Annotated in this window: 19 protein-coding genes and 6 tRNA genes; 19 read left to right on the top strand and 6 right to left on the bottom strand. The window is 39.8% G+C overall.

Annotated elements, in window-relative coordinates; genetic code table 11:
• Positions 1-162 precede the first annotated feature (162 nt).
• The 3 genes from FZF09_RS20750 to FZF09_RS20740 are packed head-to-tail and all read left to right on the top strand — an operon-like array spanning position 163 to position 3959.
• Positions 163-1743, top strand: coding sequence for a class I adenylate-forming enzyme family protein (locus FZF09_RS20750; protein ID WP_158738465.1), 1581 nt, complete (start codon positions 163-165; stop codon positions 1741-1743).
• Positions 1744-1788: 45 nt separating this feature from the next.
• A complete protein-coding gene (locus FZF09_RS20745) occupies positions 1789-2553 on the top strand; it encodes an SDR family NAD(P)-dependent oxidoreductase (RefSeq protein WP_158738464.1) in 765 nt (254 codons plus the stop codon).
• Between the two features lie 20 nt (positions 2554-2573).
• On the top strand, positions 2574-3959 hold the full coding sequence (locus FZF09_RS20740; RefSeq protein WP_158738463.1) for a short-chain fatty acid transporter: 1386 nt from the start codon (positions 2574-2576) through the stop codon (positions 3957-3959).
• A 178-nt stretch (positions 3960-4137) separates the two neighbouring features.
• Here the strand turns inward: FZF09_RS20740 and FZF09_RS20735 are convergent, their stop codons facing one another.
• From FZF09_RS20735 to FZF09_RS20725, 4 genes are all read right to left on the bottom strand, one after another.
• Positions 4138-5568, bottom strand: coding sequence for an MFS transporter (locus FZF09_RS20735; protein ID WP_233269583.1), 1431 nt, complete (start codon positions 5566-5568; stop codon positions 4138-4140).
• Positions 5569-6291: 723 nt separating this feature from the next.
• Positions 6292-6420 (bottom strand): cytochrome bd oxidase small subunit CydS family protein, encoded by a 129-nt coding sequence (gene cydS, locus FZF09_RS23185; RefSeq protein WP_255450615.1) that lies wholly within the window; start codon positions 6418-6420, stop codon positions 6292-6294.
• A 16-nt stretch (positions 6421-6436) separates the two neighbouring features.
• Positions 6437-7450, bottom strand: coding sequence for a cytochrome d ubiquinol oxidase subunit II (locus FZF09_RS20730; RefSeq protein WP_158738462.1), 1014 nt, complete (start codon positions 7448-7450; stop codon positions 6437-6439).
• Entirely contained in the window at positions 7447-8799 is a 1353-nt protein-coding gene (locus tag FZF09_RS20725) for a cytochrome ubiquinol oxidase subunit I (RefSeq protein WP_370514515.1), read from the bottom strand. Before FZF09_RS20725 ends, FZF09_RS20730 begins: the two co-directional genes overlap by 4 nt.
• A 280-nt stretch (positions 8800-9079) precedes the next feature.
• On the opposite strand from FZF09_RS20725, the gene FZF09_RS20720 reads away from it, so the two are divergent.
• The 9 genes from FZF09_RS20720 to FZF09_RS20680 all read left to right on the top strand — a co-directional run bounded on the left by FZF09_RS20720 (position 9080) and on the right by FZF09_RS20680 (position 13912).
• Positions 9080-9856, top strand: a complete 777-nt coding sequence (locus FZF09_RS20720; protein ID WP_158738461.1) for an alpha/beta fold hydrolase — start codon at positions 9080-9082, stop codon at positions 9854-9856.
• Positions 9853-11439, top strand: coding sequence for a UDP-N-acetylmuramoyl-tripeptide--D-alanyl-D-alanine ligase (locus tag FZF09_RS20715; RefSeq protein ID WP_158738460.1), 1587 nt, complete (start codon positions 9853-9855; stop codon positions 11437-11439). Before FZF09_RS20720 ends, FZF09_RS20715 begins: the two co-directional genes overlap by 4 nt.
• 20 nt (positions 11440-11459) lie before the next feature.
• Positions 11460-12662: a D-alanine--D-alanine ligase family protein gene (locus FZF09_RS20710; RefSeq protein WP_158738459.1), complete on the top strand. Its 1203-nt coding sequence runs from the start codon at positions 11460-11462 to the stop codon at positions 12660-12662.
• Positions 12663-13136: 474 nt separating this feature from the next.
• Positions 13137-13211: transfer RNA gene (locus tag FZF09_RS20705), tRNA-Glu, on the top strand.
• A 76-nt stretch (positions 13212-13287) separates the two neighbouring features.
• Positions 13288-13373: transfer RNA gene (locus FZF09_RS20700), tRNA-Tyr, on the top strand.
• A 184-nt stretch (positions 13374-13557) separates the two neighbouring features.
• A tRNA-Lys gene (locus FZF09_RS20695) sits at positions 13558-13633 on the top strand.
• 36 nt (positions 13634-13669) lie between these two features.
• A tRNA-Gly gene (locus tag FZF09_RS20690) sits at positions 13670-13744 on the top strand.
• Positions 13745-13748: 4 nt separating this feature from the next.
• Positions 13749-13822: transfer RNA gene (locus FZF09_RS20685), tRNA-Gly, on the top strand.
• Positions 13823-13836: 14 nt separating this feature from the next.
• Positions 13837-13912, top strand: a tRNA-Ala gene (locus FZF09_RS20680).
• 145 nt (positions 13913-14057) lie between these two features.
• Here the strand turns inward: FZF09_RS20680 and FZF09_RS20675 are convergent.
• Together FZF09_RS20675 and FZF09_RS20670 are read right to left on the bottom strand one after the other, a co-directional pair.
• A complete protein-coding gene (locus tag FZF09_RS20675; RefSeq protein ID WP_158738458.1) occupies positions 14058-15077 on the bottom strand; it encodes an aromatic acid exporter family protein in 1020 nt (339 codons plus the stop codon).
• A gap of 110 nt (positions 15078-15187) precedes the next feature.
• Positions 15188-15352: an aspartyl-phosphate phosphatase Spo0E family protein gene (locus tag FZF09_RS20670; protein ID WP_158738457.1), complete on the bottom strand. Its 165-nt coding sequence runs from the start codon at positions 15350-15352 to the stop codon at positions 15188-15190.
• A 326-nt stretch (positions 15353-15678) separates the two neighbouring features.
• On the opposite strand from FZF09_RS20670, the gene sigW reads away from it, so the two are divergent.
• From sigW to FZF09_RS20635, 7 genes are all read left to right on the top strand, one after another.
• Positions 15679-16245 carry an RNA polymerase sigma factor SigW gene (gene sigW, locus FZF09_RS20665; protein ID WP_158738456.1) on the top strand — a complete coding sequence of 189 codons (567 nt, stop codon included), beginning with the start codon at positions 15679-15681 and terminating at the stop codon, positions 16243-16245.
• A gap of 17 nt (positions 16246-16262) precedes the next feature.
• Entirely contained in the window at positions 16263-16901 is a 639-nt protein-coding gene (locus tag FZF09_RS20660) for an anti-sigma factor family protein (RefSeq protein WP_158738455.1), read from the top strand.
• Between the two features lie 386 nt (positions 16902-17287).
• Complete coding sequence (cdaA, locus tag FZF09_RS20655) at positions 17288-18109, top strand: diadenylate cyclase CdaA (RefSeq protein WP_304503076.1); 822 nt, start codon at positions 17288-17290, stop codon at positions 18107-18109.
• Positions 18102-19388, top strand: a complete 1287-nt coding sequence (locus FZF09_RS20650) for a CdaR family protein (RefSeq protein ID WP_158738454.1) — start codon at positions 18102-18104, stop codon at positions 19386-19388. Before cdaA ends, FZF09_RS20650 begins: the two co-directional genes overlap by 8 nt.
• 105 nt (positions 19389-19493) lie before the next feature.
• A complete protein-coding gene (glmM, locus tag FZF09_RS20645) occupies positions 19494-20840 on the top strand; it encodes a phosphoglucosamine mutase (RefSeq protein WP_158738453.1) in 1347 nt (448 codons plus the stop codon).
• Between the two features lie 495 nt (positions 20841-21335).
• Positions 21336-23138, top strand: coding sequence for a glutamine--fructose-6-phosphate transaminase (isomerizing) (gene glmS / locus FZF09_RS20640; protein ID WP_158738483.1), 1803 nt, complete (start codon positions 21336-21338; stop codon positions 23136-23138).
• Positions 23139-23597: 459 nt separating this feature from the next.
• Positions 23598-23891 (top strand): hypothetical protein, encoded by a 294-nt coding sequence (locus FZF09_RS20635; RefSeq protein ID WP_158738452.1) that lies wholly within the window; start codon positions 23598-23600, stop codon positions 23889-23891.
• Positions 23892-24278 lie beyond the last annotated feature (387 nt).

The raw sequence follows: 24278 nt of genomic DNA, 5'->3' as shown, positions 1-24278 counted from the left end.
ATAAGAATCGTGATTCGATTTGGAATCAATGAAGACGGTAATATTCGTTCTCCAATCAACTTTTTCAGGGTGCTTGCGCTTTTGTGCTTTATTGGCACAATTATTGCAAATTTAAAAAGAAAATTAAAAATTATTAGACTAATTAAACCAAAGGTGATGCTATTGATAACAAAACAAACATTGTTTGGAAGAAGCGTACAGGTTTATAAAGACAGGCCCTCTACTATCGATGACATGTTAAAAAAAACAGTTCAAACATACCCACGCCAAGAAGCAGTAGTGATGGGGAATTATCGTCAAACGTACAGTGAACTTGATCAAACAGTGGAGCAGCTAGCGAGCCGGATGCAGGTCGTATCGAATATACAAAAAGGGGATAGAGTAGGTTTATTATTGAGGAATAGGCCAGAATTTATTCATGTTATATTTGCATGCGCACGTATTGGAGCTATTGCGGTACCTTTAAATACGAGGTTATCTGAAGAAGAACTTGCTTATATGCTGAATCACGCTAGTGTATCCTTATTATTTAGTGAATCTTCTTTTTACAATACTATCTCTCATTTAAACACAAAATATCAATGGGAGAAAACATGGGATCTGATAATGATTGATGGAGAACCGGCGGATACCAATTATATTGATTATATTAACACTCCTCTAAACATTGATCGAACACGAGTGAATGTCCAAGAAGAAGATCCGTTGTTTATTATGTTTACATCGGGAACAACTGGAACACCTAAAGGAGCAATTGGAAGTCATACAGGGGTCATTCACAGTGCCATCAATTATAGAGAGGTCCTGCAGGAAAAAGAGAAGGTCCGAACTTTAATAGCAGTTCCGCTGTTTCACGTAACAGGATTGATAGGACAAATGTTTTATATGGTGTTAATTGGCGGCACTTCGGTTTTGATGAAAAAGTATCAAACAGAGCCTTTTATTAAAGCACTTACTGAAGAAAATATTACCTTCCTATTTAATGTACCGACGATTTACGTCATGATGATGTCTCATCCTTTATTTAATGAACAACCATACCCTTATTTAAGGACCATTGCTTATGGTGGTGCACCGATATCTAAAGCTACCATTGCACAATTAAGAGAGCTGCTTCCAGGAATTAAACTTCATAATGCATACGGGGCTACAGAAACTTCTTCTCCAACAACCATTATGCCGGTCGAATATGACGACAAAAAATTATCTTCTGTTGGGCTGCCGGTTCCGGTTGGGGACATAAAAATAGTAGATGAAGCTGGGGAAGATCTTAGTGATGGAGAAGTTGGCGAGCTTTTGATAAAAGGACCTATGGTCGTTCAAGGTTATTGGAAAAATAAAGAAGCAGACAAGAAGTCATTTGATAAAGGATATTGGAAGTCTGGTGACATGGCTTATAAAGATGAAGATGATTTTATTTACATTATGGACAGAAAGAAAGACATGATTAATAGAGGAGGAGAAAAAATTTTTTCTGCTGAGGTGGAAAGCGTATTATACGGTCATCCATCTGTATTAGAAGCAGCTATTGTCGGAATTCCAGATAAATTATTTGGGGAGCAGGTAAAAGCGTATGTGGTAACAAGAGACAATGTGAAGTCAAATGAAGAAGAAATCAAGAGATTTTTAAAAGAAAGAATTGCAGATTATAAAGTACCTCAATACGTGGACTTTGTTCAAGAACTGCCTCGAAATCCAGGAGGAAAGGTTTTAAAAAACAAGCTTGTTCAAATGCACGGTTAAAGAAACGAAATCATCTGAATATTTGAAATAGCGGAGGGGTAATCTATGAGTTTGCCAATTTTTAATCTTACAGGTAAAACGGCTTTAATAACAGGAGGAAGTAAAGGAATAGGGCTTGGTATGGCTAAAGCACTTGGAAAGGCTGGAGCAAATATAGTAATAGCCAGCAGGGGTGAAGAAGACCTTCAGAAAGCAGCAGAAGATATTCGTTCTTTGGGAGCAACTGTAAAGCAAAAGCAGACAGATGTGACAGATAAGGGTAGTGTAAACCACCTTATAGATTTCACGGTCCGCGAGTTTGGTTCATTAGATATTCTTGTAAACAACGCCGGCAGAAATATAAGAAAAAAACTTGTAGATATTGAGGAAGACGATTGGAATAATGTTCTTGATACAAACTTAAAAGGGATTTTTTTGACTGGACAAGCTGCTGCCCGTCAAATGAGAACACAAAAAAGCGGAAAAATAATTAATATCTCATCTATTTTCGGCGGGATAGGAGGAAGTTTTCAAACAAGTTATGCTGCAAGTAAAGGAGGTATTAACCAACTGACAAAAGTTTGGGCAGATGAACTGTCTCCGGAAGGAATAAATGTGAATGCGATTGCACCTGCTTATATAAAAACACCTATGACACAAGGGTGGCTGTCTGATGAGGAACGGTTCAATGAAATCGTCGATAAAACCATGATGAAAAGAGTAGGGAAGCTGGAAGATTTAGAAGGACCAGTTGTTTTTCTTGCCTCTGAAGCAGCTAGTTATGTAACGGGACAAATTCTTTATGTAGATGGAGGCTGGACAGCAAAATAATAAAAAGAAGGTGAACACAAATGGAACCTGCAAAAAAGCTTGAACCTGAAACTAGAAAGGAAGAAAAAAACAATTTTATTTCGAAACTAGCTATGTTTTTTGCAAAGATAGCAGAAAAATGGCTGCCCGATGCATTTGTTTTCGCCGTTATATTAACGTTGGTTACATTTTTAGGCGGAATTTTTATCACAGATAGTACGCCATATGACATGGCTATTCATTGGGGAGACGGGTTTTGGCAATTACTTGAATTTACAGCTCAAATTATTACGACGTTTGTGATGAGTTATGCACTGGCTATGACAAAACCAGTATCTAAAGTTTTAGAAAAAGCGGCTGATCTTTGTAAAACACCTAATACAGCTATTATTGTAGTAACATTCACGGCATTAGCAGCTTCCTTAATCAGCTGGGGACTGGGTTTAGTTGTAGCAGGAATTATGGCGAAACTGGTTGGTAGAAAAGTACCGGATGTTGATTACAGAGTACTGGTTGCTGCTGGGTATTCGGGTTTTGTTATTTGGGAAGGAGGCCTATCGTCTTCTCCAGCGCTGTTTGTGGCAACTTCTGGTCACAATTTTGAAGACTCTGTTGGCTTGATTCCTACTTCTGATACGTTATTTTCTGTCATGAACATACTGTTAGTCGTAGTTATCTTTATTACTTTGCCTTTTATTATGAAACTCATTCACCCGAAGAAACCGGAACAAAGAATACAAGTAGATCCCGAACTATTAAAAGAAACCCCTGTACAAGTAGATGAAACACCTTCTAACCAATTGAGCCCTAATGACAAGCTTGATAGAAGCAGAGGAATTGTCCTGCTTGGGGGATTATTTGGACTTTTCTATTTAGGAAATCACTTTGTAATAAACGGATTTACACTAGATCTTAACACGGTAAACTTAATGTTTCTAACAGCAGCATTATTGCTCTATGGAAATGTAAGAGAGTTAGGAAATGGATTAATGAAAGCTTCAAGCAGTGTTGGGCAGTTTGCTTTGCAGTACCCTTTTTACGCAGGGATTATGGGTATGATTAGTGCTTCCGGTCTGGCTCTTTGGATTTCTGGTGGAATTGCTAGTTTAGCTAATGAAACCACATTGCCGTTTTTTGCCTTTCTTTCTAGTGGTCTATTAAATATGTTTGTACCTTCTGGAGGAGGACAATGGGCCATTCAAGCGCCAATCATATTGCCAGCAGCGCTTGACATGGGAGTCGATCCATCTAAAGTAGTTGTGGCCGTAGCCTGGGGTGATGCATGGACGAATATGATTCAGCCGTTTTGGGCTATCCCAATGCTTGCTATCGCTGGATTGAAAATTAGGGATATTATGGGCTTTACAACCATTACGTTACTTTATACCGGGATTGTTATTTCAGCCGTATTGCTTTTCATGCCCTGAAATGATAACGCTTACAATTATAGCAAGAAAGGAACTGTCCCATAAAACCAGGGGTGGTTCCTTTCTGTGTAGACGAAAAAACATTTTGATCGAATAACACATCTGTTTCTGTTCGTATTTGAAACCTACTTGAAGTAGATTGTGTCTTTTGTCCTAAGAGCTTGTGAGGTAGTACCTATTAATGAACTTCAGAAGGTTCAGGCTTTGATGCTGCCCGGTGGAACGTGTCTGGCCGGTTCTTAAAGGTGATAAGAAACAACGTGAGAGCTGCCGCGGCTACCAAAACTAAGCATATATAAAGGTTGGAAAAAATAATATTATCACCATGCTTTGACAAGGGATTTAAGGTGAGGGATACATTTTTAAATTCTAGAACAGCTCCAAATACCGCACTGCTGACAGCTCCAGCCATAAAATTCAACAAGTTAAAAATTCCAATCCCAACCCCTGTTTCTCGCAGGGAAAGAATAGAGGATAAAATGTTTGCTGTGGAACTTTGGATAAGCGGAAATCCAATGTAAGTGACGAGAAGAGCAAGAGCAACTACCCAAGGCGCATACCCGGCAAAGGTGGAGATGAGAAATGATCCGCCCCCTAATAAGCATAAAGCAAGAACAACCACAAATTCACCACCTCGGCGTTCAACGAGTTCGCCGCCCAATCTGCCAAGAAAACCAGCAATAATGGCTCCTGGGAACAGAACCATACCAATCCCTAAAGTGCTCATGTCATACAATTGTCTCAACATAATAGGAATTACAAAAAGGAGTCCAAATAATACACTTGTACCTAGAAAACTAGTAAGTATGGTGACTGTGTAATATTTGTTTTTTAAAATGTCAGGACGAATAAAAGGTTCATTTGCTTTGATCGTTCTCCAAATAAACAAACCTGTAAATACAGCAAAAAGGAAAGGAAGCCAATAAACCAATGTTGTTACAAATAAAAGCAGCGAGGCTGCAGCTCCACTGAATAGACCTGCTCCAATGAAATCAATCGATCCCTTTTTGCTGTTTTCTTCAGGGACCCAGCGGCGAAGGAAAGGAAGTGCAAAGATAGACGCAACGGAGAAAAGAAAAAGAAAACGCCAGTCAAACCAGCCGCCGACTGTTCCGCCTACAATAGGGCCTGCTCCAGAAGCAAATGCAACGGTTGATGAAATAACTCCAAAAATTTTACCGCGCTCTTGCGGGAAAAACCGGGCTGGAATGACGAACCCTAACGCTGGAATAGTGGCGCCTCCAGCAGCCTGGAGAATGCGTGCAATAATCAACGTAAAAAAGTTTGGCGAGAAAAAACCAAGCAGCGATCCAAGTGAAAATAAGGTTATCCCAAAAGTTAGTATGGACTTAATAGGATAATAGTCGGCAAGTTTGCCATACAAAAGAGCGCCGACCGCGTATACCATAATATAACCAGTCAGGACCCAGCTTACTTCTGAAGATGAAAGGTCAAAATAACTTTGAATGTCAGGGATAGCGACGTTAAACATTGTGCCATTCATAACGGCAAAAATGAGAATCAAAGATATTAGACGTATTAACCTTTTTTTTGTTAATTCATCAAGCTGCATATCTTTTGTTTCTTTTCTAGTTTCGGAAGAGCTCATCCTATCCCTTCTTTCTTTCAAGTTAGCATTTAAATATTACGGGACTCGAAGTAAAAAGTCAATCAAATTGACTTTTTTCAAGGAAGGAGTTTGTGCTTTTCTTTGCAAGGTAAGAAATTATAAATAGTTGGCGTTTTTGATGTCTAGCTTCAGCGCCCAGCCGCTCGGGCATACACGATAAAGAGGAACTTTTGCTAAAACCGCGAACGTCCTGTCGTAACGCAAAAGTTAACATCTCCTGTGCAAGCTAGTTCAGCGTTGTCACTTCCACACGATGTGGTGACTTCTACGTTGCACACTCGTCGCCAAAAAACGCCACGTCCTGTGGCATTGGCGACATTAGCACATCCTATGCGTCGACGTGTGGGATCTTAGTAGAAGTTCATTGAAATTAGCTGAACGTCTTATGTCTTCCCTTTCGACTCCGGGCAGCAGGCGACCCTGCGCGAAAGCTCCAGAACCTGTCGCGGGCTCCCAGGATGGGAGTCAGTTCGGCGTTGTCACAGGACGTGACGCTCGTAGCCGAACTTCCTTCTTTTAAGGTGCTTGCGCTTTTCTTAGAGGTTTCTTTTACATGTGATAAGATGAGTTTTTTTAATAACTGTACGTAAAAAAAGCAGCAGTCCTTTACACTCAAAAGGTCGTACTGCTTTTTTCTTATGCTTTAAGTGTAATTAAAAACTACGACTTCAGCGATAGGAAACGGCGCTACGCCGAGTTTTCCTAATCGTCGGCTGATTTATCTTCAAAATAATCTTTTCGCCGGCCGCCCCATAGAAAAACGCCTAGAACAGCCGCACCTAGTACCAAATGAGGAGCAATCATAATCAATATATAATCAAGGTTAAACATTTTTAACAGCTCCTTTTTATTTATTCCCTTGAATGTAGTCCGCATCAAACAAAAACAACCGCATTAACAGGTAAAGGGAAGGTATCAATAAAAGCAGTCCGGCAAGAAAAGCCATAATTAATGCTATAGCCATCGTTTCATTTACAAAGCCGTCATAAATGGTGAGGTGAGGATATAACAAATACGGAAGATGAGAAGCCCCATATCCGAACCATGCACTGAAAAATTGCAGCATGACTAGAATAAAAGCTGCACCCAGGTGTCTTTTTTTATATATGAAAAACACAGCTGTCAGAAAAAACAACAGGGATAAAATAAACATCCAGCTGAGATCAAGCATACTGCTAAAATGTTCAGGGTTGTGATGACGTATTGCAAAGAAAATTAACACACTTGCGAGTATTGTTGGGATCGACCAAAACATTGTGTAGCGCCGGAAAAGATAATAAGATGGAACATCACCTGCTTTATAAGCATAATAAGTTAAAAAAGAAGCAGAAATAAACAGTACGCTGACAATCGCTAAAAAAACAACACTCCAAGAGTACGCGCTTGTTAAAAGTTCTCCAAGCATTAAGGTGACATTACCATTTGAAATATCGAGATAACTTCCTTCGGAAATCGTGAGCACAATCGTAAAAGAAGCGGGGATCAACAATCCGCTCATTCCATAAAGAAAAGAATAAATTTTGCTGTCTTTTGAACCATACGTATTAAAGGCATAATACGACCCGCGTATGGCAATGAGAACGATCGAAATGCTTCCTGGAACCAACAGAGCGGTTCCGTAATAATAAGCAGTGTCGGGGAAAAAACCAATGATCCCGACAAAAAAGAAAACTAAAAAGACATTCGTAACTTCCCAAACTGGTGAAAGGTAACGTTGAATCAATTTGTTCACTTGATAATTTTTATGGGACACCTTGTTGTAAAAGTGAAAAAAACCAGCGCCGAAATCAACCGATGCAACAATTAAGTAGCCATATAAGAAAAACCATAAGACGCTGATTCCGATAACTTCATAACTCATGTCCGCTCACCTCGATCTTCAAGTCCTCTTTGCTCTAGTTCATGTGCAGCTGGGTTGTTATTAAACATTTTCTTAAGAACAATGGAGCAAGACAAACCGAGGATGGCATAAAGCCCGATAAAGAGATAAAGCATAGCATCCACGTGATCAGATGTCGTTGCCCCTTCAGGAGTACGCATAATCCCATATAGAATCCAAGGCTGGCGCCCGATTTCAGCAAACACCCAGCCAAGTTCAATTGCTAATATGGAAAGCGGTCCACCGGCAATAATGCTCCACAAAAGAACCTTACTATGCATGAGTTCCTGCTTTTTCCAGCTTAGGAGCAGATAAATCATTGAGACAAAGGAAAGATACATTCCTATGAAAACCATCCCATCGAAAAAATAATGAATGATAAGAGGCGGGGTATCTTCTTCTGGAAATTGGTCCAGCCCAATTACTTCTGCTCCAGGAGTGCCATGTGCAAGGATACTTAATGCATACGGGATTTCCATTGCATACTTAATCTCTCCGTTATTGTCTAAGTAACCTCCGAGAACAAGCGGGGCTTCTTCTTCTGTCTCAAAATGCCATTCAGCTGCTGCTAATTTTTCCGGCTGGTACTCAGCTAAGTATTTTCCGGAAAGGTCGCCAATAACCACGGTAGCAATTGAAAACACAAAGGCAGACATCATTGTTAAATGAAGAGCTTTTTTATGGTAAACATGTCTATCGCCTTTTAATATCTTAAATGCCCCAATCATGCCAAGTACAAAAGCCGAAGTTAAGTAACAAGTGATAATGACGTGAGCAGTTTTTGTCGGGGTTGCCGGATTAAACATGGCTGCAATTGGATCAATGTCGGTAATGACACCATTCACCAGTTCAAAGCCTTGCGGTGCGTTCATAAAGGAATTAACTGTCGTTATAAAAAAAGCGGAAAAAGATGCTCCAATGACGACAGGAATGATCAACAAAAAGTGTTTCATTTTGCTTTTGAACCGGTCCCAAGTATATAAGTAGATACCTAAAAAGATGGCTTCAAAGAAAAATGCAAAGACTTCCATAAACAATGGCAGCGAAATTGTCTGTCCGGCAAGCTGCATAAAGTTCGGCCATAATAAACTTAACTGCAGCCCAATTGCTGTACCTGTCACTACGCCTACTGCTACAGTCACGACAAATCCTCTGGCCCACCGACGGGCAAGAAGACGATAGTGCGGGTCATTTTTACGAATTCCCATCCATTCTGCTAGTGCAATCATTAAAGGTATACCGACGCCGATTGTAGCAAATATAATATGAAAACCGAGTGTAAGTCCTGTTAATATCCTGCTGTACATTGCTGGATCATATTCCATAAACATTAGGCATTCTCCCTTCACGAATGCAGTATATATATACTACCCGTGTTTTGCTTACAGTAAAATAGGATTATTATGTGAAATATATCACAAACCAACAAAAGTGAAAATAAAAAAGGGTGAGCATTTAATGAACGTTTATCGATTCATGAAACAGGACAAAAGAGACAATTCTCGTTTACTTTCTGATATGATAAGATATAGTGGTGTTATTGTGTACAAAACAATCGATTTTTCATTTAATAATACATAGAAGCTTTAAAAGAATAGGAGCGTTAATGTTGTGAACATCGATATAGACGGGGTGAAAGTAAATTACCATGTCTCCGGAGAAGGAGCGAACGTGGTGCTTCTGCATGGATGGGGCGCTAATATTCAAGCTTTTGCCCCTGTTCATCAATCGCTAGAAAAACATTTTAAAGTATGGTCGATTGACTTTCCGGGTTTTGGGGAAAGTGAAGAACCACCCGAACCGTGGACGGTAGGAGATTATACAGAAATGCTTGGAAAGTTCCTGAGCAAATTAGAAATTGATCAGCCAATTCTTGTTGGACATTCGTTTGGAGGCAGAGTCTCTATAAAATATGCTTCTTCGCACACTGTTCGCAAAGTGGTGTTAGTGGACAGTGCCGGTATTAAACCAAGACGAAAGTTGAAGTATTACGTCAAAGTATATACCTATAAAGCTTTTAAAAAACTGTTGAAGCTTCCAGTTATTAATAGGTACGAAGAAGTCATTTTAACAAAAGTTAAAGGGAAATTAGGTTCAGCAGATTATAAAAATGTCTCGGGTACGATGCAGCAGACAATGGTAAAGGTAGTAAATGAAGATTTACGCCACCATCTTCCTCATATTAATGTGCCGACGCTGCTTGTGTGGGGGGAAAATGATGAAGCAACTCCTGTAGCAGATGGTCAATTGATGGAAGAAATGATTCCCGATGCTGGTCTTGTGATCTTAGAAAAGGCGGGTCATTATGCCTATTTGGATAAACTGAATCAATTTCTGATCGTGCTCGATTCTTTCCTTCAAAAGGATAAGGAGGGGCAAAGTTCATGACAGCTATTTTAACGATAATCTTTTTAGCTGCCTGGAGCTATTATACAGCCAGGCTTATCAAGAAAAGTGCGCATATGCTTCAATTAAATTCTTATCGAAACGAACGGTTTTGGCATTGGATGACTTCAAACTCAAGCCGGGTATTTCCTGCGCGCAACTACCTTCTTGCACTAGCGCTGCTCCCATTTTTGTTCGGAAGCTCCGTTTGGGCACTGCTTTTGGGAGCAGTTATCTTCGGGGCAATGGCGTACACATTGAAAGAAGAGCAGGAAAAAAAGAAGCTTGTCATTACACCAAGAGTAAAACGTTTATTTATTACGACTGCTATCCTGTACGTAATCACAGCAGGTGTCGGATTGCTGCTAGGAGCAGGAGAAGATCGTTCTCTTTTTTGGTTCGTTCTTTTAACCATTGCAGCAACCATCCTGACATACTTTTACACGATGGCAGCTAATGTATTGAACTGGCCGATTGAAAATCAAATTAATCAATACTATTTTCATGATGCAGAAAAAATTATTAAATCCATGCCTAATCTTGAAGTTATTGGGATAACAGGCAGTTATGGCAAAACAAGCACAAAACATATTTTAGAAACTGTGCTGTCTTCGCAGTTTAACGTGTTAATGACACCAGAAAGCTATAATACGAAAATGGGGGTTACTAGAACCATTCGTTCTATGCTTAAGCCATACCATGACATCTTTATTGCTGAAATGGGAGCAAAGCAAGAGCATGATATTCAAGAAATATGCGAACTCGTTCATCAAAAATATGGGATCCTAACCGCGATTGGTGAACAGCATTTAGAAACGTTCAAGACGTTAGAAAACATCAAAAAAACAAAGTTTGAATTAATAGAGACTCTCCCGCATGAAGGGACGGCTTTTCTAAATAAAGATGATCAAAACATCATGTCCTATAACCAGCGTAACAAATGCCGGACGATTTTTTATGGTATTGAAGCAGCTGATCTTCATTACCGTGCAGCAGATATACGATATTCCTCAAAAGGTTCAGAATTCATGGTATACAAATACGACGGCAGCACGGTACAGGTTCAAACGAAGCTGCTGGGACGTCATAACATCTATAATATTTTAGCAGCCATTGCTATCGGGTCGGAAAAAGGGATACCGCTAGAAAAGATAGCACGGGCGATTAAGAGTGTTCAGCCAGTAGAGCATCGTCTTGAACTGAAAAAGCCTTCTGGAAACATAACCATTATTGATGACAGTTTTAATTCCAACCCAGTAGGGTCTCGCATGGCTCTTGAAGTACTAGGGCAAATGCCTGAATACAAAATGTTAGTTACACCTGGAATGATAGAGCTTGGGGAAAAAGAATATGAATTAAATAAAACATTTGCTGAATATGCGGCAGAAGTGTGTGACTTTGTCATTCTAGTTGGGGAAAAACAAACTCGTCCATTACAGGATGGTTTGGTTGAAAAAGGATACCCTGAAGACCAATATTATGTTGCGGCTAATCTTCAGGATGCATTGGATAAAATGAACCAGGCGGCCGTACAAAAATCGGTGGTACTGTTGGAAAATGATTTACCGGATACTTTTAATGAGTGAGGAAGAGAGGGAAAACCGTAATGAAAACCAGAGTGGGTGTATTTTTTGGCGGAGTTTCTGTCGAGCATGAGGTGTCCGTTATCTCTGCTCTTCAAGCAATCAAAGCAATGGATGACAGCCAATATGAGGCAGTTCCTATTTACATCAGCAAGGATAGAAACTGGTACACCGGGGATAAGCTCCTTGAAATTGAAGCATATAAAGATTTAAAGCGGCTTTTAGAAAACGCTCAAAAAGTCTCGGTAACTAAATCGGATAACGGAAGCGTAATATTGCAAAAAGATCCGGTTCCTAAGTTCGGTAAGCGTTCTGTTGCAGAAATCGATGTCGCTTTTCCAATTGTTCATGGAACATTTGGTGAGGACGGAGTTCTGCAGGGTCTTTTTGAGTTATACGATCTTCCTTATGTTGGCTGTGACGTAATGTCATCTGCCGCTGGTATGGATAAAGTGATGATGAAGCAAATACTTAGAGATTCCAACCTTCCTGTTTTAGATTATGTTTGGTTTTACAGCAGTCATTGGACAGACGATAGTGAAGATATTATAAATATGATCGAAGAACGTCTCGATTTTCCAGTCGTTGTAAAGCCAGCAAATTTGGGCTCTAGTGTTGGGATTAATAAAGCACAAACTCGTGAGGAACTTGAAGAAGCAGTAGAAGAAGCAATGTCCTTTGCGTCAAAAATTTTAGTAGAATATATGGTTCAAGATATGAAAGAAGTTAACTGCTCTGTTCTTGGAGATTATGAAGAAGTGGAAGCTTCTGTGCTTGAAGAAGTATTGAAATCAGAGGAAATATTAAGTTATCAGGATAAATATCAAGGCGGTGGAAAAGGCGGAGATGCAGCAAAAGGAATGGAGAGTACAGATCGTGTCATTCCTGCCCCTCTTGATGATAAGACTGCGACGGAAGTGCAGGAACTCGCAAAAGACACGTTTCAAATTCTTGGCTGCAGTGGAGTGTCTCGTATTGATTTTTTAATTGATCAAACGAAAAATAAGGTTTACGTTAATGAAATTAATACTATTCCCGGGTCCTTGTCTTTTTATCTATGGGATCCAGCAGGCAAAAATTATACACAATTAACTCACCAGCTAATTCAACTCGCTTTGAAACGAAAGCGCGAACGAGATAAGCTAACATTCTCGATTGACTCTAACCTTTTCTCTCTGCAAAGCGCAGAAGGAGTAAAAGGCGGATCTAAGTCGAATAAACCATAATGTATCGACTTAAGAGAAACCGTCCCGAAACGACAGGGGCGGTTTCTTCATTGCACTGTTTTTTTCGTATACAGGAAGGACAAATGACAAGATTCAACCGACAGAACGTAGTTCCGCACGATGTGGTGACTTCTACGACCGGAGTGGGAGTTTACGAACGTAACAGAAGATCCTTTGACCTGTGCCTGAAAGCATATGTCTCCTGTGGCATTCATAACATTATCTTAAAGTTGAAGGACATTCGTTTAAAGACAAATGATTTTTCTTACTCTGCAGAAATAAATTTTTTTACTTTAGGAAAGTTTGTCTTTGCTAAAGGATTAAAGTATAAGGTGCGGCTTCCATAAAAATTCGGTGGCAAGCAGAGTTTTCTAAAATAATTCAAAAAAAATCTAAAAAAACCTTGCAACAATTTACTGCATTAAGATATAATATCATATGTCAGCAAGAGAGGCTCTTCTTTCTTGCAAATGTGGCCCGTTGGTCAAGTGGTTAAGACACCGCCCTTTCACGGCGGTAACAGGGGTTCGAATCCCCTACGGGTCACCATTATTTCTCTTACATACCGAAAACCATTGACAAAGTTCTAATGGTTTGTTTAAATAGAACGGTGCCTTACTTAATTGGAGGGGTAGCGAAGTTGGCCAAACGCGGCAGACTGTAAATCTGCTCCCTCTGGGTTCGGCGGTTCGAGTCCGTCCCCCTCCACCATTTGTTTAAAATTTGTATTACAGGACAAATTATTGTACAATACTCTTTAGTTGCTTATTAGCGAACCGTAAACGTTAATGAATATCATTTCTGTAGGTTTGCGAGGAGCAGAAGCAATGCATGAGCGACGAGCACAAAATATCGGCGAAAAAGTACTAACAAAGTAAAGTACTGAATTAAATAAGAGCCATTAGCTCAGTTGGTAGAGCATCTGACTTTTAATCAGAGGGTCGGAGGTTCGAATCCTCCATGGCTCACCATTAACTGTAAATTACATAATATAACCTTTTTCGGACGCGGAAGTAGTTCAGTGGTAGAACACTACCTTGCCAAGGTAGGGGTCGCGGGTTCGAATCCCGTCTTCCGCTCCATTATGCGGGTGTAGTTTAGTGGTAAAACCTCAGCCTTCCAAGCTGATGTCGTGGGTTCGATTCCCATCACCCGCTCCATACCATACATATTTGGGGCCTTAGCTCAGCTGGGAGAGCGCCTGCCTTGCACGCAGGAGGTCAGCGGTTCGATCCCGCTAGGCTCCACCATTAATAGTTTATAGTTTATATTTAAATCACAGTGCGGAAACTGTGTTTTTTTGTGGTTAAATTGTTTTGCATCATGCAGGCAAGATGTTAAGGATAAAAGACAGTTTATGCCTTAAGACTTGGTCGAATGCCAAGTCTTAAGGGCCTAACGCATATTCCTATAAAATGCTTCGACTTGTTCGTAAATCGATACCAATTCATATAGAACAATTAGTTCTGGCGGAAAATGGGTGGGGTGCTGATTGTTATTTTTTGTAATTTCCTCATTTTCTTCCCAAAACAATTCCATTAAGTGACGTACTTGTTTGTGATGAATCGGCTGATCGTAATAAGTATCGCTTTTCATACTTTCTGCTAAATGACGAACCGCTTGCATAATCACCGTTCTTTCTTCAGCTGACCAAGAAATGGTTTCTAGCGGTGTATTAAGTAAATTGTCCATGTGGTAACGAATTAAACGCAGTCGAATTAATTGATACTGGGCAAGGTGGAACAAATCTCTTTCATTGCTCGCCAGAGGATGAAATTTGGATTCTTCTTTTTGATAGCGGACCAATGATTCTGTTTTATGTAATTTTTTATCTAATTGATCCATTAATTCTTTTTGGCTGCTGACGTCCTTTTGATCTTTTTCTAGAGCTTTTCTAAAAACCTTATCGATAGCAGTTCCTGTATTTTGCGCCATTTTATTAATGTTTTGAATAATATCCTGTGTATAATCTGGGGGTAAAATAAACATATTTACGGCAGTGGACACTAATAAGCCGATCGTAGTGGTTCCAAGCCTTATTAAAAAAGAAATAAAGTAATTGTCGTGAAGAACTTCTACCATAGCTACAGCAGTAAGAGTAGCAACTAGCAGGCCGGCGTGCAGTTTTAGTTTAACACAAGTAGCAATGGTAAATACGGCGGCAAGGGCATAAGTTAGTGGAGAATGATCAAAGAAATAAATAAAAAGCACGGCATAAAATGAACCGAGAGCAGAAGCTGGTAAACGTATGATTCCTTTTTTGATAGAATCGGAAACAGTAGGTTCTAAAGTAACAATAGCGGTAATCACAGCAAAAACTGGCGGCCAGTTTAATAATTGACAAATCCATGCGGTGATTAAAATAGCTACACCTGTTTTGATCACTCGATTTCCAGCAAATGGTAATCGTTTCATATCTCTTTCTCACCTTCATATGTGTATAGAGCTCTTTGTATGTTATTTTCACATTAGCAGGAAGGGTCTGACTCTAAATAAAAGTCAGACCCTTTTTGCATCTAAGCTTATTAAGCTTTAGTTGCAGATAATGTACTGTCATATTTATTTAATAGTTGATCAAGTTCTCTGCTTAAACGAACGACTTCATCAGAAAACAGAGGTTTATTCCATGCGATGCTATTCAACTTTTCTCGTTTCGTTTCAATTTCATGCAGCAAAGACTGCTCAGACACTTTTTTCACCCCCGAGTGGATGATATTTAATTTTATTTTTATCCAATTTCAAAGATTTGAAAACAAAATTAATGTCAGTTTCACAGAATTGTAATTTCCTCATCCTAATGAATGAATGTTCATGTTACAATTAATATCATAGAAAAAAATGTAAATCAATCGTTTGATTGAATTTATTAATAAAATATGAACGACTCGGTCAATGGGTTGTTCATTTTTGCATGAAGAAATAACAGCAAAATAATAAAGAAATTTTTTTAAAACTTGAAACGAATGAAGTGGAAAATACGTAAGAAAGATACCCGCAAATGGGTGGAGGTTTAGATATGGATGCGGTAGTTAAACGGCTGATAAGAGCAATTAAAAAAGAAGAGGACCAGGATGCATTTGCAGAGTTAGTAGATTTATATAAAGATAAAGTTTTTCAAATTGCATACCGGATGACAGGAAACAGCTATGAAGCACAGGATATGGCACAAGAATCCTTTTTAAGAGCGTATGCGAATTTAGAAAGCTACGATGAGAAGAGAAAATTTTCTACTTGGTTATTTCGCATTACAACAAATTTATGTATTGACCGCCTGCGGAAAAAAAAGCCCGATTATTCATTAGACGCCGAATTGCAAGGAACCGAGGGTCTGACTGGATATTCGCAAGTAGCAGCTTCAGAGAAGCTGCCTGAGGAACAGGTAGTTACGATGGAAATGCAGGAATGGGTACAAAGAGAAATTTCCTACTTGCCTCCAAAGCACCGATCGGCTATTATATTACGATACATAGAAGGTTTGCCTATAAAACAAATTAGTGAAATATTAGATCTTCCGGCTAATACGGTTAAGACACACATACATCGAGGCCGGGAAGCCTTGCGCAAACGGCTTAAAGATGCGTAGGGAGGGAGGAATTAAAAATGGCTTGCAATAAAAAGTACGAAACCCAACTGCACAAATACTTGGATGGGGAAATGATTGAGTCAGAACGTACGGAGTTCTACAATCACTTAGATGCATGTGAGGAGTGTGCAGCCCATTATAAAGAATTAAAGAAAGCAGTTATGCTTGTGCAAAGCTCCTCCCATATTGAAGCGCCAGAAGGTTTTACAGAATCTGTGATGGATAGACTTCCTGTAAAAAAGAAAAGAAAACATTGGAAAAAGTGGATGAGACAGCATCCTATCTTGATAGCTGCTTCATTATTTGTTTTTCTAATGACTTCCAGCCTGCTATCTGTTTGGGTGGATCAATCAGGTGAAGAACTTACTGTGATTGGTAGTCAAGATGTTAAAATCGATCGTGAGAATGGAATGGTCATTGTACCAGAAGGAGAAATCGTTGAAGGGGACCTTTTTGTTAAAAACGGGCGTGTAGAAGTCGAAGGAGAAATTACAGGTGACCTTACTGTCATTAACGGTGAACAGTACTTAGCATCGGCGGGGAATGTGTCTGGAGAAATCGAAGAAGTCGATCAGGCATTAGAATGGATATGGTATCATACTAAGCGCATAACTTCTGATGTTTTTTCTTTTGGGGAAGAAAAAAATAATGAATAATAATACAGAATTAAGGTTTCACATACTTTTACAAAAGGTATTGTGTAACAAAGAAGATACCTAGGTCGACTATTTCCTAGGTGTCTTTTTTAAAAGGTAAGAAATTATAAATATTTGGCGTTTTACATGTCTAGCTTAGCGCCCAGCCGCTCGGGGTTTCTTCCCTTTCGACTCCGGGCCGCAGGCGACCCTGCGCGAAAGCTCCAGAACCTGTCGCGGCTGACCAGGGCGCTTGCGCTTTTCTTACTTCTGTTAAGAAATCGCTAACAGTATAAATCAGATTAAACTAATAAATAGAATTGACCTATAAGCGAGCAGAAAATAAAATATGCTATAATGAGTGTATTGTTTTCTTTTTCTTGCAAGAGCTAATTGGAGGAAGCGCGATGTTGCCTGGAGAAGACTTTCAATTTTTAAGCGTGTTAGGAACCGTTATAGATATTACGCTGGTTGCGTATGTTATTTATAAACTCATAACTGTTATTCGCGGAACGCGGGCTGTACAGCTGTTAAAGGGTATTACTGTCATTTTAGCTGTTTGGTTTTTAAGCAGCTTTTTTGGACTGCGTACATTACAGTATATCATGTCACAAGCCGTTACTTACGGTCTTTTAGCAATCATTATCATTTTTCAGCCTGAATTACGGCGTGCTCTTGAGCAATTAGGAAGAGGACGGCTATTTGGGCGCTCAACTATACCAGAAGAAGAAGATACCGTTAAAACAGTAGAAGCTATTATGAAATCAGTAAAGTATATGGCAAAACGCCGTATCGGTGCACTGTTATCCATTGAAAGAGAAACCGGTATGAATGATTATGTAGAAACAGGTATTCCAATGAACGCTACCGTTACATCAGAATTGTTAATTAATACGTTTATACCGAATACGCCGCTTCATGATGGAGCTGTCATTTTACGAAATCAAGAGATTGCGGCTGCTGCCTGTTATCTTCCATTATCGGAAAATCCGTTTATTTCAAAAGAGCTGGGAACACGCCACAGAGCTGCCCTAGGGATTAGTGAAGTGACGGATTGTTTAACAATTATTGTTTCTGAAGAAACCGGCAGCATTTCTGCAACTAAAAATGGAGATTTACATAGAGATCTGGATGAAGAAACGTTACGGGCTATGCTCGAACGAGAGTTAATTGCTGATGTCAAAAATACCTCGGGGCTGTGGCATTGGGGAGGCAAAAAAGATGGATAAATTATTCAATAATCACTGGTTTGTCAAATTTGTCTCCTTGCTGATTGCGGTTATGCTTTATATGATGGTAAATATGAATAATATAAGCAATCAGCCAGGTGTGCTTCCAGACAACAACGATGATAGTTCATATACTATTAAAGATGTAGAAGTAAATGCTTACTATGATGAGGAGAACTATGAAGTAGTTGAGCTGGAAGAAACCGTTGATGTAGAGCTAAGAGGCCCTCAAACCTCTATTATGCTGTTTCAATTATCAAGACCGGCCTATGAAGTTTATGTAGATCTTGAAGACAGAGGTGCCGGCGTACATAATGTACGATTGGAATATCGTGACTTTCCTGCTGATCTTGATGTTTCTATTACACCTCGTTTTGTAAGTGTGGAACTTCAGCAGTTAGAAACAGTTTCGTACCCGGTAGAGGCAGAGGTGATGAATAAAGAGGAAACAGCTGAAGGTTATACTTTGGGAGGGGCAAAAGTTACTCCTTCTGAAGTGGACGTAAAGGCTTCCCCGTCTGTTCATGATCAAATTGCATCATTGAAAGCTTTTGTCGATGCGGAAGGAGCAGATGAGCGGGTTGAGTCAGAATCTGAGGTAGTAGCTTACGATCAAAATGGAAATGAGCTGGATGTACCCATTAATCCAGAAACTGTAGAAGTAGAAGTGCCAATCACCAGTCCTTTTCAAAAAGTACCGATAAATTTATCGAGGGAAGGAACACTGCCTGATAATCTAAGCATAGAAGCGCTTAATATGGATCCAACAGAAACAACAATTTTTGGACCGCTGCCTGATATTAAAGACATAAGTAATGTTGAAGCTATTCTAGATTTATCGGAAATTGAAGGTGATGGATTAATAGAAGTAGATTTGATATATCCTGAAGGAGTAGAACACATTCAACCCGAAACAGTTGAAGTGGAAGTAGAGGTTGGAGAGAGAGAAGAAACCGCTTTTGAAGAAATTCCGATAGAAGTAGAAAACATTCCAGAAGATTATTCCTTTGAAATTACAGATCCTGATCAAGGTGTTTCAGATGTAACGATTTACGGATCTTCTGCTGTTTTAGAGAACATAAATAAAGAAGACATTACTTTAATTGCTGATTGGGAAGATGGAGAGGAAGAAGGGAACTTGCAAACACTGCCTGTTTTGAGCTCCGGGCCATCTGAAGTCAATATTGAACCAGAAGTTCATGAAATTGAGGTTGAATGGTCCCAAGCGGAGGACAATGAGGGGACAGACACCGTTGAAGAAACAGAAGAGGCAGATTAAACTTTAGAGAAACATTTGAAGAAATTTACAAAGAAGATTTTTTAAAAGCAGATGGAACTTCTGAACATGCCAGTACATCTTGTTGAACTGAAGGAGAGATGGAGTATGGGTAAGTATTTTGGAACGGACGGGGTGCGCGGTATTGCCAATACAGAGCTGACACCGGAACTTGCTTTTCGTCTCGGCCGTGCCGGGGGGTATATTCTAACCAAAGAAGCCGATCAACCGAAAATTCTTATTGGAAGGGATACAAGAATCTCAGGAGAAATGTTAGAAGGAGCTCTTATTTCCGGGTTATTATCAATGGGAGCAGAAGTAATGCGTTTAGGAGTCATATCAACTCCAGGTGTGTCATATCTTACAAAGGCAATGAGTGCGCAAGCTGGGGTGATGATTTCTGCTTCACATAATCCAGTAGAAGATAATGGTATTAAATTTTTTGGTTCTGATGGATTTAAGCTCTCAGAGGACCAGGAAGCTGAAATTGAAGCATTATTGGATCAGGAAGATACAATGCCCCGCCCGACTGGAAAAAACATAGGAGTTGTTAATGATTATTTTGAAGGCGGTCAAAAATATCTTCATTTTTTGAAACAAACGGTAAGTGAAGACTTTTCTGGTCTTCACATTGCGCTTGACTGTGCTCATGGGGCTGCATCTTCGTTAGCTCCACATCTATTTGCAGATTTAGATGCTGACATTTCTACAATTGGTAATAATCCTGACGGTATTAATATTAACGCAGGGGTAGGTTCTACACATCCTGAAGCACTGGCAGCTTTTGTGAAAGAAAAAGATGCAGATGTTGGGCTGGCATTTGACGGAGATGCTGATCGATTGATTGCAGTTGACGAAAAAGGTCAGTATGTTGATGGGGACAAGATCATGTACATTTGCGCTAAGCATCTTAAACAGGAAGCGATGCTTGCCCACAATACGGTTGTAACGACGGTTATGAGTAATCTTGGTCTGTATAAGGCTCTTGAAAGACTCGGCATAGCTGCAAAAAAGACAGCAGTTGGCGATCGGTACGTGATGGAAGAGATGCGTCAAGGCGGATATAGTATTGGCGGTGAACAATCAGGGCATATTATTTTTCTTGATCATGTGAAAACAGGGGACGGTATGCTTACCGCTCTGCAGCTCGTTGATATTATAAAAGCTTCAGGGAAACCATTATCTGAATTAGCAGGAGAGATGGAGAAATTTCCGCAAAAACTTGTAAATGTACGAGTAACGGATAAGTATGAAGTTACCTCCAATTCTTATGTTAAAGAGGCTATCGACAGAGTAGAAGCGGATATGGGAGGGAACGGACGTATATTGGTTCGTCCTTCAGGTACTGAACCTCTTGTTCGTGTCATGGCAGAAGCAGAGTCAGAAATACTTTGCGATAAATATGTACAGGAAATAGCTTCTGTTGTGGAAAAGCATATGGGGAAAAAAGAGTAAATACAATGTAGTATGTGCACAGCTTGCACTGTCATAGCAGGCTGTGCATAGTTTGATAATGAACCATTTTTTATAGAACAAATCCCTTATAAAAACATAATATATAGGGGAAGTTTGAAGAAGTTACACAAAGGGTAAACCTTCAAAGAAATCTTAGCAGATAATGATTGCTTAACGAAGCAGCCTGTAGTAAGATAAATCAAGATTCTAAAGGAAAGATAAGGAGGATCGCAAAAACTTCATACTTTAAAGCGCCCGGACTGCTTGTTTATGGACGGAACGAAAGAGCAGTTGACGAGGAGGAGGTTCATCGATACATCGGCGGATGCCTCCCGGTTGCACGTCACAACCGTAAATTCAGGTTAAAACATTGAGGTGACTCTGTGAACAAAAACTTGAATATTGACGTCCTCGATTAATAAATTAATAAAGATAAGAGCGGGGCGTGGTATGCCCCGCAGCATGCCATGGCCCCGCTGGGGAGGTCATGACAGTATGTGTGGAATTGTAGGATATATCGGAAATGAACAAGCAAAAGATATTCTCATCAAAGGGCTGCATAAGCTGGAGTACAGAGGCTATGACTCTGCTGGTATCGCTCTTGTCGGTGATAATGGATTAGAATTATATAAAGAAAAAGGCCGCATTGCTGAACTGGAAAAGACAATCGGAAAAGAAGCCGCTGGTATGACGGGGATTGGACACACACGCTGGGCAACACATGGCGCGCCTAGCAAAGAAAATGCGCACCCGCACCAAAGTGTGTCCAAACGATTTACTCTCGTTCACAACGGCGTAATTGAAAACTACCAACAGCTAAAGCGTGAGCACCTTCAGAACGTAAAGCTTGTAAGTGAAACTGATACAGAAGTTATTGTACAGCTCATCGAAACATTTGCAGAAAATGGTCTAAGTACAGAAGAGGCTTTTCGCCGCACACTTTCTTTATTGCACGGATCCTATGCCATCGCTTTGGTAGATAATCAGGACAACGATACAATATATGTCGGCAAAAACAAAAGCCCGCTTCTAGTCGGTATTGGAGACGGAGTTAACGTGGTAGCGTCCGACGCGATGGCAATGCTTCATATTACAAAAGAATTCATTGAAATCATGGACCAAGAAGTAGTCATCGTGAAAAAAGACAGTGTTCAAGTGAAAAACCTCGACGGTACAAACGTGGCTCGAGATTCGTTTACGACTGATATTGACGAAAGTGACACAGAAAAAGGTACCTACAATCACTTTATGTTAAAAGAAATTGATGAACAGCCATTTGTTATTCGTAATATCATCCAAAAATACCAAAATGCGAATGGAAAGATTAAGCTGGATCAAGATATTCGATCAGCCATTAATGATGCGGATCGTGTTTATGTTATCGCAGCCGGAACGAGCTACCATGCAGGTCTTGTAGGAAAAGAACTTATGGAGAAGGTAGCAAAAAAACCGGTAGAAGTGCATATTGCCAGCGAGTTTTTATATAATGAACCAATGCTTTCCGAGAAACCGCTCTTTATCTTTATTTCGCAAAGCGGTGAAACCGCAGATTGCCGCGGTGTATTAGTGAATGTTAAAAAACAGGGGTATAATTCGTTAACTATTACCAACGTTCCTGGTTCCACTTTATCTCGTGAAGCAGATTTCACCCTTCACACGTATGCTGGTCCAGAAATTGCAGTGGCTTCCACAAAAGCCTACACAGCACAAATGGCTGTTTTCTCTATTCTTGCGATGGATAGTGCGTATGCACAAGGAATAAACACGGATTTTGATGCGATGCAAGAACTTGGTTTAATTGCCAATGCAATGGAAGTACTTTGCGATCAGAAAGATAAATTGGAACAAATTGCACGAGATTATATGTTTGAAACAAGAAATTGCTTCTTTATAGGCCGTGCCCTTGATTACCACGTAGTTCAAGAAGGCGCGCTGAAGTTAAAAGAAATTTCCTATATTCAGGCAGAAGGATTTGCCGGTGGAGAACTGAAGCACGGCACTATTGCCTTGATTGAGGATGGTACGCCAATTGTCGCGGTTACGACTCAAAAACATGTGAATTTGAATATTCGCGGTAATGTCCAAGAGGTAGTAGCCCGCGGTGCGAAAGCCTGCATTATAAGTACCGATTCTACAAAAGAAGAAGGCGACCAGATTGTATTACCAGACATCCATGAACTGATGACCCCGCTAGTATCCGTTGTACCGCTGCAGCTCATCGCATATTATGCAGCACTGCACAGAGGCTGCGACGTAGATAAGCCTAGAAACCTAGCAAAAAGTGTAACGGTGGAATAAGTAGAGAAAGCAGAGTTTTGTGATTGTTATTTGACGTGAAAGATCTTTCTTTTACGAAAAAGTTCTTTCCTTTACCCAAAAGATCTTTCTTTAACTTAAAAGATCTTTCCTAATAAATATGTTATGATTTGTTCAGTTACAAAAAAGTTGGCAACCAGTTAAGGCGTCTAAAGGAGTTTGTCCTTTGGACGTCTTTTTTCGGTCAACTTCAGTTATATGTCACCTTTTGTTTTTTTGCAACGCATCCCAACCCTCCCCATACGTACAATAAGTATTCCGACAATCTGTCTCTTTATAAAGAAAGAGCGCAGTCCTACTCCAGGATTGCGCCCGTTTATGGAGAAACAGTTAACTGTTATGATAAAAGGGATATAATGGTTTCTCTAGAAAATGTATAGTAGTGCCTGTTAAAAATACATTGGCTTTGCATAGGATAATTAAGAAAAGGGTGGTGGAAATATGAGAAACCTGGCATTAGTCTTTCTGGGCGTCATTCTAACTGCCTTTACTGGGATTTCTGAACATGTTGAAGACAGTAGTCAAAAATGGAACAACAGAATTGACGGAAATATATATCACAACCAACTTTCTGAAGAAGAAGAGCGACATCAGGAAAAGGAATTGGAAAAATTCCTCGATAAGGAAGCCAAGCCTAATGCACTTTTACCCCTACCAAATTCTGAAGATAAATTAAATATAGATGGCATGCCACTGCCAGATGACAAACCTGTAGAACCAAAGAACCTCAACTAAGCAAAATTCATATTCAGCTTAGTTGGGGTTTTTGTTTCTCCTTTATTCTGCCCTTTAACACAATAGGAGCTGCCGAATCGACAACTCCTTGTTCCACTATTGCACCCGTTCGTAATATAAGGTCAACCAGAAAAATCTGGCTAATCTTATATTACGAGCGGGTGCGTTAGTTTAAATAGAGTGGAGCTTATAAATCTTCTGCAACCGGGCGCTTATATAATGGTCCGATTGTTGAACAACCATCAATTTAAACGACTTTATTGTTACATCTATGGATTGTTATTCGTTAATTGCACCAAAAGTTAAACAACTTTATTTTAGGGGCTGGGACATAACTAGCCCGAAATAGTAAAAAAGATTCCGATTATCGTTTTTTGATAATCGGAA

The sequence above is a fragment of the Alteribacillus sp. YIM 98480 genome (assembly GCF_009765375.1).
Lineage (GTDB): Bacteria > Bacillota > Bacilli > Bacillales > Marinococcaceae > Alteribacillus.
Note: the sequence above shows the minus strand (reverse complement) of the source record. Positions and strands in the feature narration are given on the sequence as shown.

Bases quoted from the DNA above. Each gene is read 5' to 3' on its own strand.
- FZF09_RS20650 (WP_158738454.1), top strand. From the start codon at position 18,102: ATGGATAAATTATTCAATAATCACTGGTTTGTCAAATTTGTCTCCTTG.
- FZF09_RS20735 (WP_233269583.1), bottom strand. From the start codon at position 5,568: ATGAGCTCTTCCGAAACTAGAAAAGAAACAAAAGATATGCAGCTTGAT.
- sigW (WP_158738456.1), top strand. From the start codon at position 15,679: ATGGATGCGGTAGTTAAACGGCTGATAAGAGCAATTAAAAAAGAAGAG.
- FZF09_RS20635 (WP_158738452.1), top strand. From the start codon at position 23,598: ATGAGAAACCTGGCATTAGTCTTTCTGGGCGTCATTCTAACTGCCTTT.
- FZF09_RS20745 (WP_158738464.1), top strand. From the start codon at position 1,789: ATGAGTTTGCCAATTTTTAATCTTACAGGTAAAACGGCTTTAATAACA.
- FZF09_RS20715 (WP_158738460.1), top strand. From the start codon at position 9,853: ATGACAGCTATTTTAACGATAATCTTTTTAGCTGCCTGGAGCTATTAT.
- FZF09_RS20730 (WP_158738462.1), bottom strand. From the start codon at position 7,450: ATGAGTTATGAAGTTATCGGAATCAGCGTCTTATGGTTTTTCTTATAT.
- FZF09_RS20675 (WP_158738458.1), bottom strand. From the start codon at position 15,077: ATGAAACGATTACCATTTGCTGGAAATCGAGTGATCAAAACAGGTGTA.
- glmS (WP_158738483.1), top strand. From the start codon at position 21,336: ATGTGTGGAATTGTAGGATATATCGGAAATGAACAAGCAAAAGATATT.
- cydS (WP_255450615.1), bottom strand. From the start codon at position 6,420: ATGTTTAACCTTGATTATATATTGATTATGATTGCTCCTCATTTGGTA.
- FZF09_RS20660 (WP_158738455.1), top strand. From the start codon at position 16,263: ATGGCTTGCAATAAAAAGTACGAAACCCAACTGCACAAATACTTGGAT.
- FZF09_RS20710 (WP_158738459.1), top strand. From the start codon at position 11,460: ATGAAAACCAGAGTGGGTGTATTTTTTGGCGGAGTTTCTGTCGAGCAT.
- glmM (WP_158738453.1), top strand. From the start codon at position 19,494: ATGGGTAAGTATTTTGGAACGGACGGGGTGCGCGGTATTGCCAATACA.
- cdaA (WP_304503076.1), top strand. From the start codon at position 17,288: ATGTTGCCTGGAGAAGACTTTCAATTTTTAAGCGTGTTAGGAACCGTT.
- FZF09_RS20725 (WP_370514515.1), bottom strand. From the start codon at position 8,799: ATGTTTATGGAATATGATCCAGCAATGTACAGCAGGATATTAACAGGA.
- FZF09_RS20740 (WP_158738463.1), top strand. From the start codon at position 2,574: ATGGAACCTGCAAAAAAGCTTGAACCTGAAACTAGAAAGGAAGAAAAA.